The organism is Acinetobacter sp. YH12105, from assembly GCF_013419095.1.
Taxonomy (GTDB): Bacteria; Pseudomonadota; Gammaproteobacteria; order Pseudomonadales; family Moraxellaceae; genus Acinetobacter; species Acinetobacter pseudolwoffii.
Genome location: NZ_VPAU01000029.1, coordinates 1 through 11,263, shown reverse-complemented (window position 1 = coordinate 11,263; position 11,263 = coordinate 1). Strand labels below are relative to the sequence as shown.

General features: G+C 45.9%; 13 protein-coding genes. 7 read left to right on the top strand and 6 right to left on the bottom strand.

All coding sequences use genetic code 11. From position 1 onward, the window contains the following. Positions 1-177 precede the first annotated feature (177 nt). From FTU44_RS14440 to mph, 6 genes are all read left to right on the top strand, one after another. Positions 178-843: a tyrosine-type recombinase/integrase gene (locus FTU44_RS14440; protein ID WP_015060916.1), complete on the top strand. Its 666-nt coding sequence runs from the start codon at positions 178-180 to the stop codon at positions 841-843. Between the two features lie 189 nt (positions 844-1,032). Then, positions 1,033-2,199 carry a tetracycline-inactivating monooxygenase Tet(X3) gene (locus FTU44_RS14435; RefSeq protein ID WP_024160783.1) on the top strand — a complete coding sequence of 389 codons (1,167 nt, stop codon included), beginning with the start codon at positions 1,033-1,035 and terminating at the stop codon, positions 2,197-2,199. A 148-nt stretch (positions 2,200-2,347) separates the two neighbouring features. Continuing rightward, positions 2,348-3,085, top strand: a complete 738-nt coding sequence (locus tag FTU44_RS14430; protein ID WP_001366550.1) for a recombinase family protein — start codon at positions 2,348-2,350, stop codon at positions 3,083-3,085. Next, complete coding sequence (locus FTU44_RS14425) at positions 3,082-3,306, top strand: hypothetical protein (protein WP_000743213.1); 225 nt, start codon at positions 3,082-3,084, stop codon at positions 3,304-3,306. Before FTU44_RS14430 ends, FTU44_RS14425 begins: the two co-directional genes overlap by 4 nt. A 210-nt stretch (positions 3,307-3,516) precedes the next feature. Beyond that, a complete protein-coding gene (locus FTU44_RS14420) occupies positions 3,517-5,010 on the top strand; it encodes an IS91-like element ISVsa3 family transposase (protein ID WP_001120888.1) in 1,494 nt (497 codons plus the stop codon). Positions 5,011-5,683: 673 nt separating this feature from the next. Continuing rightward, positions 5,684-6,571: an Mph(E)/Mph(G) family macrolide 2'-phosphotransferase gene (gene mph, locus FTU44_RS14410; protein ID WP_071830579.1), complete on the top strand. Its 888-nt coding sequence runs from the start codon at positions 5,684-5,686 to the stop codon at positions 6,569-6,571. Between the two features lie 73 nt (positions 6,572-6,644). On the opposite strand, the gene FTU44_RS14405 is transcribed toward mph, so the two are convergent. The 3 genes from FTU44_RS14405 to sul2 all read right to left on the bottom strand — a co-directional run bounded on the left by FTU44_RS14405 (position 6,645) and on the right by sul2 (position 8,321). Next, positions 6,645-7,109 (bottom strand): ATP-binding protein, encoded by a 465-nt coding sequence (locus FTU44_RS14405; protein WP_071830580.1) that lies wholly within the window; start codon positions 7,107-7,109, stop codon positions 6,645-6,647. 61 nt (positions 7,110-7,170) lie between these two features. Then, the gene (locus FTU44_RS14400; protein ID WP_071830581.1) at positions 7,171-7,419 is read right to left on the bottom strand and encodes a phosphoglucosamine mutase; all 249 of its coding nucleotides are present in this window, start codon (positions 7,417-7,419) and stop codon (positions 7,171-7,173) included. 86 nt (positions 7,420-7,505) lie between these two features. Next, entirely contained in the window at positions 7,506-8,321 is an 816-nt protein-coding gene (sul2, locus tag FTU44_RS14395; RefSeq protein WP_001043260.1) for a sulfonamide-resistant dihydropteroate synthase Sul2, read from the bottom strand. Positions 8,322-8,410: 89 nt separating this feature from the next. Here sul2 and FTU44_RS14390 point away from each other — a divergent pair. Continuing rightward, a protein-coding gene (locus tag FTU44_RS14390) for an IS4-like element ISAba1 family transposase (protein ID WP_085940648.1) occupies positions 8,411-9,501 on the top strand; the annotation gives its coding sequence in 2 pieces (ribosomal slippage) (positions 8,411-8,951 and positions 8,951-9,501; 1,092 coding nt in all). Between the two features lie 196 nt (positions 9,502-9,697). Here FTU44_RS14390 and FTU44_RS14385 read toward each other — a convergent pair. The 3 genes from FTU44_RS14385 to FTU44_RS14375 form a co-directional block, all read right to left on the bottom strand. Then, positions 9,698-10,183 (bottom strand): hypothetical protein, encoded by a 486-nt coding sequence (locus tag FTU44_RS14385; RefSeq protein WP_006581703.1) that lies wholly within the window; start codon positions 10,181-10,183, stop codon positions 9,698-9,700. A gap of 37 nt (positions 10,184-10,220) precedes the next feature. Further along, complete coding sequence (locus FTU44_RS14380; RefSeq protein ID WP_006581702.1) at positions 10,221-10,469, bottom strand: phenol hydroxylase subunit; 249 nt, start codon at positions 10,467-10,469, stop codon at positions 10,221-10,223. A gap of 312 nt (positions 10,470-10,781) precedes the next feature. Then, positions 10,782-11,263 (bottom strand): IS3 family transposase (locus FTU44_RS14375; protein WP_180025073.1); only part of this gene is annotated, 482 nt, incomplete at its 5' end.

Here is an 11,263-nt window from a genome sequence, read left to right as displayed (position 1 = left end):
GGTAAATTTTCAGCGTTGCTGGCTCCCCGTCAGCCGGATTGGGTTGCATCGCAGGGGTGTCGAAAGAGTCAACTGCGGTCCAAAGCTGTTGGACTTGGGTGAAAAGGGCGTTTATTCTTCCTATACGTCGATCGATTGAATGAAGGACATATACAATCATTTCTCCGACATTTGGTTATGGAGCGAAAAGTTTCAATATCTTATCAAAACCAGGCAATCAATGCGATTAAGTTTTATTACGAACGTGTTTTGGGTGGACAACGGAAAACATATTTCATCGAAAGACCAAAAAAAGAAAAAACACTTCCTGTTGTGATGAGTGAAGAAGAAACCATTCGGGTACTACGCGCTATTGAAAACGTGAAACACAAGGCTATTCTGATGACTATTTATTCGGCAGGTTTGCGCATTTCTGAATGTATAAACCTGAAAATAAAAGACATTGACTCCAAGCGCATGCAAATTCGTATAGAACAGTCAAAAGGAAAAAGAGATCGTTATACCATTTTATCTGAGAAAACATTAATTATTTTAAGAACATACTTTATGGAATATAAACCAAAAGATTATTTATTTGAAGGTCAAAAAGGTGGCGCATACTCAAGCCGAAGTATTCAAAACATTTTTAAAGCAGCTGTTTTAAAAGCAAAGATTCAAAAGGAAGTTACTGTACATACCTTACGACATAGCTTTGCAACGCATTTGCTTGAGAATGGTACGAGTTTACGTTATATTCAATCGTTGTTAGGTCATTCAAGCAGTAAAACAACTGAGGTTTATACACATATTACCACCAAGGGAATGGAACAATTAAAAAGTCCGATGGATTTGTTAGATATATAGAAAGGATTTGTATATTTGAGCAAAACTTAACAAAAAGCACTATGAATATAAATCCTTTTGAGAGAGTAGAAACGAACGGTAAACGGTTGAAAACGGATTTGTCACTGATAATGAAAGGTTTAGCAAAATAAGATATAGTGGATATATACGCCATTTGGCGTATAGCCACTTGTTATGTGCCATTTTTGAATGACAATGCGAATAGATACGGACAAACAAATGAATTTACTTAGTGATAAGAACGTTGCAATAATTGGTGGTGGACCCGTTGGACTGACTATGGCAAAATTATTACAGCAAAACGGCATAGACGTTTCAGTTTACGAAAGAGACAACGACCGAGAGGCAAGAATTTTTGGTGGAACCCTTGACCTACACAAAGGTTCAGGTCAGGAAGCAATGAAAAAAGCGGGATTGTTACAAACTTATTATGACTTAGCCTTACCAATGGGTGTAAATATTGCTGATGAAAAAGGCAATATTTTATCCACAAAAAATGTAAAGCCCGAAAATCGATTTGACAATCCTGAAATAAACAGAAATGACTTAAGGGCTATCTTGTTGAATAGTTTAGAAAACGACACGGTTATTTGGGATAGAAAACTTGTTATGCTTGAACCTGGTAAGAAGAAGTGGACACTAACTTTTGAGAATAAACCGAGTGAAACAGCAGATTTGGTTATTCTTGCCAATGGTGGAATGTCGAAAATAAGGAGCTTTGTTACCGACACGCAAGTTGAAGAAACCGGTACTTTCAACATCCAAGCTGATATTCTTCAACCGGAAATAAACTGTCCCGGATTTTTTCAGCTATGCAACGGCAACCGATTAATGGCGGGACATCAGGGCATTTTATTGTTTGCCAATCCCAATAATAATGGTGCATTGTATTTAGGAATTAGTTTTAAAACGCCCGATGAATGGAAAAATAAAATTCCCTTAGATTTTCAGGACAGAAACAGCGTTGCCGATTTTTTATTGAAAAGATTTTCCAAATGGAGTGAAGTTTACAAACAATTAATACGTTCGGTATCAACATTTCAATGCTTGCCCACAAGGAAATTTCCTTTGAACAATGATTGGAAAAGTAACCGTCCATTACCCATAACAATGATTGGCGATGCTGCTCATTTGATGTCGCCTTTTGCAGGACAGGGTGTAAATACGGGATTATTGGATGCTTTGATATTGTCTGAAAACCTTACAAACGGAGAATTTACAAGTATTGAAAATGCCATCGAAAACTACGAACAACAAATGTTTGTTTATGCAAAAGATACGCAGGACGAATCGACAGAAAACGAAACCGAAATGTTTAGTCCCAATTTTTCGTTTCAAAAATTATTGAATCTATAAACAGTAAGAAAAAACGGCTACTAACAAGCAGTTTTGCAATAGTGGGGCAGAAGTGCAAAATTGAACTTGTGTGCTTCTATCAACTTTTGTACATTAGCTGCCAGTTTAAGATGGGTGCATTTGAGTATGCCCAAAGGAGCCCGCAAGTATGCGCAGGACGAAGCCAGTAGCCGCGCCGATGGTGGCGCGGGTCTATCTGCGCGTCAGCACCGACGCGCAGGACTTGGAACGCCAAGAGGCGATCACTACGGCCGCGAAGGCCGCCGGCTACTACGTCGCCGGCATCTACCGTGAGAAGGCATCCGGCGCACGCGCCGACCGGCCTGAGCTGCTGCGCATGATCGGCGACCTACAGCCCGGCGAGGTGGTCATTGCCGAGAAGATCGACCGCATCAGCCGCCTACCTTTGCCCGAGGCCGAGCGCCTGGTGGCCTCGATACAGGCCAAAGGCGCACGCCTGGCCGTCCCTGGCGTGGTCGATCTATCCGACCTGGCGGCCGAGGCCCAGGGCGTCGCCAAGATCGTGCTGGAAGCCGTGCAGATCATGCTTTTTCGCCTGGCCTTGCAGATGGCCCGCGACGACTACGAGGACAGGCGCGAACGCCAGCGCCAAGGCATTGAGTTGGCCCGCCAGGCCGGGCGGTACAAGGGCCGCCGTGCTGATCCGAAGCGCCGCGCCCAAGTTGTCGCGCTGCGCAAGTCCGGCTACAGCATCAACAAGACCGCCGAGCTGGCCGGGTACAGTGCGGCCCAGGTGAAACGGATATGGGCCGAGGTCAGCCAGGCCGAAGCGAAGCAGCACGGCGCGTTCGTGGAGGACGCATTGACGGAAGCCGATGCCCTGGCCGCTGTCGGCCAGGATGAGCGCCAGGAGGAAAGGGCATGAAGAAGCCGAACCAAGACGACGAGCCGTTTTTCATCACCGAGGAGATTGCGGCCGAAATGATCGCCGGCGGCTATGAGTTCGAGCTGCCGCCCATTCCTTGCACCATCCGCCTACGCGACGTGCTGGAGCGCATGACCGATGCTGAGCTAGCATTGCAGCCGGGCGAGATCGCCGACCAGGAGCGTGAACGCTGCCGGCGCAAGCCGTGTTCAACCTCATGATCTGGTCATGGTATTTTTCATGGCACTGAGCCTGATAGTTCTTGCAAATTGTTGTCACTAAAGGGTTTTGTGTGCTTGTTTACAATCGAGTGGGAGTGACGGGCACTGGCTGGCAATGTCTAGCAACGGCAGGCATTTCGGCTGAGGGTAAAAGAACTTTCCGCTAAGCGATAGACTGTATGTAAACACAGTATTGCAAGGACGCGGAACATGCCTCATGTGGCGGCCAGGACGGCCAGCCGGGATCGGGATACTGGTCGTTACCAGAGCCACCGACCCGAGCAAACCCTTCTCTATCAGATCGTTGACGAGTATTACCCGGCATTCGCTGCGCTTATGGCAGAGCAGGGAAAGGAATTGCCGGGCTATGTGCAACGGGAATTTGAAGAATTTCTCCAATGCGGGCGGCTGGAGCATGGCTTTCTACGGGTTCGCTGCGAGTCTTGCCACGCCGAGCACCTGGTCGCTTTCAGCTGTAAGCGTCGCGGTTTCTGCCCGAGCTGTGGGGCGCGGCGGATGGCCGAAAGTGCCGCCTTGCTGGTTGATGAAGTACTGCCTGAACAACCCATGCGTCAGTGGGTGTTGAGCTTCCCGTTTCAGCTGCGTTTCCTGTTTGCCAGCCGGCCCGAGATCATGGGGTGGGTGCTGGGCATCGTTTACCGCGTCATTGCCACGCACCTGGTCAAGAAAGCGGGCCATACCCACCAAGTGGCCAAGACGGGCGCGGTCACCCTGATCCAGCGTTTTGGATCGGCGCTCAATCTGAATGTTCACTTCCACATGCTGTTTCTCGACGGTGTGTATGTCGAGCAATCCCACGGCTCAGCGCGTTTCCGCTGGGTCAAGGCGCCGACCAGCCCAGAGCTCACCCAGCTGACGCACACCATCGCCCACCGGGTGGGTCGCTATCTGGAACGGCAAGGCCTGCTGGAACGGGATGTCGAAAACAGCTATCTGGCCTCGGATGCGGTGGATGACGACCCGATGACACCCCTGCTGGGGCACTCGATCACTTACCGTATCGCTGTCGGTTCACAGGCGGGGCGAAAGGTGTTCACTTTGCAAACTCTGCCGACCAGTGGTGATCCGTTCGGTGACGGGATTGGCAAGGTAGCCGGGTCCAGCCTGCACGCCGGCGTGGCGGCCAGGGCCGATGAACGCAAGAAGCTCGAACGGCTGTGCCGGTACATCAGCCGCCCGGCGGTATCCGAGAAGCGGCTGTCGTTAACACGAGGCGGCAACGTGCGCTACCAGCTCAAGACGCCGTACCGGGACGGCACCACGCACGTCATTTTCGAACCATTGGATTTCATTGCAAGGCTGGCCGCCCTGGTACCGAAGCCCAGAGTCAACCTAACCCGCTTCCACGGGGTGTTCGCACCCAACAGTCGGCACCGGGCGTTGGTCACGCCGGCAAAACGGGGCAGGGGCAACAAGGTCAGGGTGGCTGATGAACCGGCAACACCAGCACAACGGCGAGCGTCGATGACATGGGCGCAACGGCTCAAGCGTGTTTTCAATATCGACATCGAGACCTGCAGCGGCTGCGGCGGCGCCATGAAAGTCATCGCCTGCATTGAAGACCCTATAGTGATCAAGCAGATCCTTGATCACCTGAAGCACAAAGCCGAAACCAGCGGGACCAGGGCGTTACCCGAAAGCCGGGCGCCACCGGCTGAGCTGCTCCTGGGTCTGTTTGACTGACGAGCCTGAAGGCCAACGATACCAATCAAAATGCTGCGTTCACAGCGCCGCGGCAGGGATCCGCCGTGCTGGTTGTCGGAAAAGGAGCCGCTAGTGGGAAAGAGGAGGGTAAATTTTCAGCGTTGCTGGCTCCCCGTCAGCCGGATTGGGTTGCATCGCAGGGGTGTCGAAAGAGTCAACTGCGGTCCAAAGCTGTTGGACTTGGGTGAAAAGGGCGTTTATTCTTCCTATACGTGAACCGCATCCTACGGAATGAGTAACCCTTGCCCTATTGTGAGTAGAACGTCGTATAATTCAAACGAAAGCAGTTAATAGGTATGAAATATCACAGCACAAAAGAGCGACAGGGCATGTTTAGATGATGTTATTATAAAATAATAACATCATGGATGAATAAAAAATAATTTTCTATCTTTACAACTATGTTATACTTCTATGATAAGGCTATGATGGCAAAGCCTTGGTTTTCCTAATCAAATAGTCGCCGAGATGGCTTCAATGCGACAGTAGGTCTACTGTCTCACAATTAATTCATGTATCAGATTTTTGTTCCCTGATGGGAAGTGTTATCCATACGAAAAGAATATGGGTAAAGTGTTACACCTGTATATGACATTCAGAATGTCCTGTCGGGGGAACTGGTACCAATTTAATAAAAGAAAACAGTATAGAAATGACAATCGAAGATATGCAAACATTAGCCCTAGAGCATGGGCTGAGAATTTCGGAAGAGATGAGCGTCAATGAGATGGGCATCGACTTTAGAGTTGCCTTTGTAAAGGAAGTAAACGGTGAGAACTGGGTACTCCGTATACCTCGAAGAAGCGATATGCTTGAACAAATCGAAAATGAAAGTAGAATATTGGATTTAGCCAAAAGAAACCTGTCGATCAATGTCCCTGATTGGAAAATTGTATCGGAGCGCCTAATAGCCTACCCTTTACTGGAGGATGCGCCTGCTCTGACATTCGATGCGATAACACATGAGGTTTCTTGGAACATAGATCGCGATAGCATAGCTTATGTGGAGTCTCTGGCAAAATCATTGGCCGAATTACATCGTATTACAGCTGACGATGTGAGAAAGAGCAACTTGAAAATAATGACTCCAAGTGAATTGAGGACCGAAATAGCTGACCGTATCCACTTGGTGAAATCTGAGATAGGTATCAGCGAGCCGTTGGAAAACAGATACCGTAGATGGTTGGACAATGACCCTTTGTGGCCTGAATTCACTTGTTTCATCCATGGCGATCTCTATGCAGGGCATGTCTTAACCTCGAAGGAAGGTAAGACCTCTGGTATCATAGATTGGTCTACTGCGCATATGGGTGATCCTGCACTGGACTTTTCTGGTCACGTATCGGTTTTTGGAGAGGATAGCCTGAAGAGTTTGATAACGGAGTATGCTAAACAAGGCGGAACGATATGGGATAGGCTCTACGAACAATCTATAGAGAGGGCTGCTGCAGCTCCATTAGCATATGGCGCTTTTGCGGTAGAGTGCAACGACGATAATCATATCAATGCCGCCAGAGCAGCCTTAGGTATTGTTCAATAAAATGATGTGAGGATACTTTTTTAAATGCTAAAATAGGAGTTCGATTGGTGCCACTTAAGAGTATCATTGATTTCTATTTTAGCCAGTATCCTCCACTTTTAGGAGCTCCTCGAAACTCGATTTTATGATCATCTCTTAAGATTTTGAGCCACCGCTCTACTATCTTGACAGGAACTAATAGCTCGTTTACTAAAAATGGTGCACGCTTTCCTGGATTAGTTCTTATCTGATTAAATAGTAGATTTACTCCCTCACTTACTCCCTCATTAGATTCGAAAAGTAGCTTTGATGAGACAATAACTCGAAAACCGTGCTGGAAATTTTCAAAGACAGGGGGACGCAGACCATAGGATGCGAAGCCTTCTTGGATTCGTTTGATGCCTGACCCATATTTTTCAATAAAATGCGCTTCTTTGAACGTGGCAGATATCCTTTTATTGCGCGCCCATGGCGAGTAATCTTCACGAAGAAGCTGATCAATCGTTAAGTTATCAGCTAAACCACCTGGATTGAAAAACTCTATGGAATTGTAATACACCCTGATTATGGAATCGGCAAATTAATTTGGACTTGGGTGAAAAGGGCGTTTATTCTTCCTATTACGTTGTCGGCAGCGGGCCAAAAAGGAATACGTCCATGCCCATCGAGGTGAAACCGGCTGTGAGCGCGGGTTCAAGCATATAGCCCGACAGGCGCGTATCCTTGCCGATCACGACACGATGGCGGTGGTCACCGCGACGAAAGACACGGCCAGCCGCCATGCCGACGCGCAAGGCGGTTTCCGCCGTCATCGCGCCTTCGTTGGCTTTGCCACGAATACCGTCTGTGCCGAAATATTTGCGCACCATAAGGTCGATTATCCTGTCGTCGGGTCGCCCTCAAAGGGGACATGCCTGCTGAACCGCGAATATAGAGAAATATCCCGAATGTGCAGTTAACGAATTCTTGCGGTTTCTTTCAGCGCCGCCAATACCGCCAGCCCGTCGCGCAAGGGGCGCGGCTCGTGTGTGCGGATGAAGTCAGCTCCACCTGCGGCGGCGGCAAGCTCTGCAGCGAGTGTCGCGGCCCCGACATCCCCCGGACCACGGCCTGTGAGCGCGCGCAGAAAGGATTTGCGCGAAACAGACAGAAGCACCGGCAAATCGAAGCGCAGCCGCAATTCATCGAACCGCGCCAGCACCGAGAGCGAGGTTTCGGGAGCAGCCCCCAGAAAAAACCCCATGCCGGGATCAAGGACAAGGCGGTTGCGTTTGATACCGGCACCCGTCAGCGCCGCGATGCGCGCGTCAAAGAACGCCGCAATGTGATCCATGATGTCGCCAGCGGGTGCCTCGCGCCGATCTGCCTGCCCGTCTTGCACCGAATGCATAACGACGAGTTTGGCAGATGATTTCGCCAATTGCGGATAGAACGCAGCGTCTGGAAAACCGCGAATATCATTGAGATAGGCCACACCACGCGACAAGGCATAGGCTTGCGTCGCGGGTTGATAACTGTCGAGCGAGACGGGAATGCCATCTGCCTTGAGCGCGTCCAGCACCGGCGCGATACGCGCGATTTCTGTGTCGGACGAAACAGGCGCGGCGTCGGGATTGCTGGATGCCGGACCGAGGTCGATCACATCTGCCCCCTCGGCCATCAGCTTACGCGCCTGCGCAATGGCTGCGTCTGGCGCCAGATACCGGCCTCCATCGGAGAAACTGTCCGAGGTTATGTTGACGATGCCGAAAATGATGAGCGATTTATTCATGGGGGCTTCTATAATAATCTCTGTACACGACAAAAATAGATAACTCATTGAAATAATGTCACAATAATTGTTTTCTAACGACGAATACTATGACACATCTCAATGAGTTATATCTTATCTTAAACAAATCTCTAAAATGGAACAAGTCACATTTAAAGTGCTTTGCGCTCATCATGCTTGTGATTATTTTAAAGCAAACATGTAATCTTTCTTCTGCATCTAAAGCCTTGCCCATCAAGTGTTTACCACAATCATTTTATCGACGTATGCAGCGCTTCTTTGCAGGTCAGTATTTTGATTATCGTCAAATTTCTCAGTTGATTTTCAATATGTTTTCATTCGACCAAGTGCAACTGACTTTAGATAGAACCAATTGGAAATGGGGAAAACGAAATATTAATATCCTGATGCTCGCAATCGTTTATCGTGGAATAGCGATACCTATCCTTTGGACATTGCTTAATAAACGTGGAAATTCAGATACGAAAGAGCGTATTGCTTTGATTCAACGCTTTATAGCCATTTTTGGTAAAGACCGTATTGTGAATGTGTTCGCAGACAGAGAGTTTATCGGTGAGCAGTGGTTTACATGGTTAATTGAACAAGACATCAACTTCTGCATTCGTGTTAAAAAAACTTCATTGTCACCAATCATTTAGGAAAGAATCATAAAATTAGTGATTTATTTCGCCATCTTAAAGTTGGTCAAATTGAATGTCGTAAACGACGGATTTTGGTTGGTCGGGTGAAACTATATATAAGTGCACTACAGTTAGAAAATGGAGAGCTTTTACTCGTCGTTTCTCCTCAGTTTAATGCCAATGCTATTCAGGATTATGCATTACGCTGGGAAATTGAAACCTTATTCAGTTGTCTCAAAGGACGCGGGTTTAATCTTGAAAATACGCGCTTGACAGACCCTAGACGAGTGAAAAAATTGATTGCGGTGTTAGCTATAAGCTTCTGTTGGTGTTACTTAACGGGTGAATGGCAACATAATCAAAAAAAAGCGATAAAAATAAAGAAGCATGGACGACTCTCAATGAGTTTATTTCGCTATGGTTTAGACTATGTTCAAATGGCGATTCAGCGTTTAATTGGTTTTGGGAAAAAAGAAGAGTTTAAGGAAATTTTGGCAATTTTAAGAAAGCAGAATCCTGATAGGATAAGGGTTCTGTGAAATTTGTCGTGTACAGAGTATAATAATAATAATCGAGCATGAGTCTCATACGGATGCTCGGGTCGAAAGGGAATCCCCAGGCGAGTAACCTGTTTGCGGTGATCCATTAGCTGCAGGAGCAGAAGAGCATACATCTGGAAGCAAAGCCAGGAAAGCGGCCTATGGAGCTGTGCGGCAGCGCTCAGTAGGCAATTTTTCAAAATATTGTTAAGCCTTTTCTGAGCATGGTATTTTTCATGGTATTACCAATTAGCAGGAAAATAAGCCATTGAATATAAAAGATAAAAATGTCTTGTTTACAATAAAGTGGGAGTAGTAATTTCGTTACTTTGTTTAGAATTTCTTCAGAAATATTTCTTAATAAATCGTGTTTTTCAACAAGCGTAAAATTACTTTCTAAAATCTCTTGTTGTTTAGCTCGAGTTTGGGTATAAGCCCCATAATAAAATTGACGAGGATCTTTAAGCACGTACCAATCTTTCATTTGGATTACAGTACGGCCCTTATCGTAAAGATCAAATTCAGGCTGCCATAAAGGTTTGTAATGAAAATTAATTTCTTCCTGAATATCGTAGGTCGCTTCTTGATAACGTGAAGCTGGTTTATCACCAAATCTTTTTTCAATATAAGCATAAGTATTTCTTAAAGGCTTAACTGAAGATGTTTTAATATCAATTTGCATATAAATCTTCCTGATTTTTTAATAAAGACTAGAGTTTTTATTCTCTAATACCGGCCTGTCCAAATCGCCACTTCATGCGGTCATATTCAATCTTTGCAAAATCATCCGTACTTAGGTGCTGTACTTGATGGTGTGCGCAGAATTCTTCAAAAGCCTTGACTGGCATAATCATTTCTACAGCTAACTCTGGATCACCTATCGAAAATTCAAATTCGATATATTTGTCACGCTGAGTCCCTGTAACATGAATAAAGCAAGGAGGCTGTTCTACATTGAGTTGCTGCATACCAAAATCCTCATATTCTCCATAAGATTATTGCAACTTGCATGCCAATTTTATTTATTATTATTTTTCAAATATTTATGATTTTCTCTTTTTTATTTCATACAATGTTCTTTATCAAATTCTTAAGTCACAATGTATGACTTAAGAAAATTCTCAAGTGTTTTATATTTTCTCAGTTGTATAAGCACTTATAGATGATCAAAAAAAAAAGAAGCCAAAGCTTCTTTTTTTGATTTTCCAACTCGCATTGATAGCCCCTATAATTCAATCAACTGAACCGTACCGGGTTTGTCGGAGAGTTTTTTATTTAAGTTAGGCCACCTGACCTAACGGGTTAATCTTATCATAGTACATTGCTTCAAAATCAAAAGGTGATACATAACCTAGTGCACTATGTACACGCTCTTTATTGAACCAATCTACCCAATTTAGTGTCGCAAGTTGTACATCCGCTAAACCTTGCCAATCTGCTTTTAGATATTCAATCACCTCTGTTTTGTATAAGCCATTCACCGTTTCAGCCAAAGCATTATCGTATGAATCACCAGTCGTACCGACTGATGCTCGTAAATTTGCTGCTTCTAAACGATTGGTATAGCGAATGGAAAGATATTGCACACCTCTGTCGGAATGATGAATCACATTCTTTGGCATGCCTCGATCATGCAATGCTTGCTCCAATGCATCGAGCACCATATCTGTATTCATCCGTGTCGATACTTTCCATCCAACAATTGCTCGTGAGAACACATCAATAATAAATGCAGTATAAACCCAGCCTGAATTTGTTTGAA

Excerpts from the sequence above, each read along its gene's own strand:
- FTU44_RS14440 (WP_015060916.1), top strand. The coding sequence starts at position 178 with ATGGAGCGAAAAGTTTCAATATCTTATCAAAACCAGGCAATCAATGCG.
- FTU44_RS14435 (WP_024160783.1), top strand. The coding sequence starts at position 1,033 with ATGACAATGCGAATAGATACGGACAAACAAATGAATTTACTTAGTGAT.
- FTU44_RS14430 (WP_001366550.1), top strand. The coding sequence starts at position 2,348 with ATGCGCAGGACGAAGCCAGTAGCCGCGCCGATGGTGGCGCGGGTCTAT.
- FTU44_RS14425 (WP_000743213.1), top strand. The coding sequence starts at position 3,082 with ATGAAGAAGCCGAACCAAGACGACGAGCCGTTTTTCATCACCGAGGAG.
- FTU44_RS14420 (WP_001120888.1), top strand. The coding sequence starts at position 3,517 with ATGCCTCATGTGGCGGCCAGGACGGCCAGCCGGGATCGGGATACTGGT.
- mph (WP_071830579.1), top strand. The coding sequence starts at position 5,684 with ATGACAATCGAAGATATGCAAACATTAGCCCTAGAGCATGGGCTGAGA.
- FTU44_RS14400 (WP_071830581.1), bottom strand. The coding sequence starts at position 7,419 with ATGGTGCGCAAATATTTCGGCACAGACGGTATTCGTGGCAAAGCCAAC.
- sul2 (WP_001043260.1), bottom strand. The coding sequence starts at position 8,321 with ATGAATAAATCGCTCATCATTTTCGGCATCGTCAACATAACCTCGGAC.
- FTU44_RS14385 (WP_006581703.1), bottom strand. The coding sequence starts at position 10,183 with ATGCAAATTGATATTAAAACATCTTCAGTTAAGCCTTTAAGAAATACT.
- FTU44_RS14380 (WP_006581702.1), bottom strand. The coding sequence starts at position 10,469 with ATGCAGCAACTCAATGTAGAACAGCCTCCTTGCTTTATTCATGTTACA.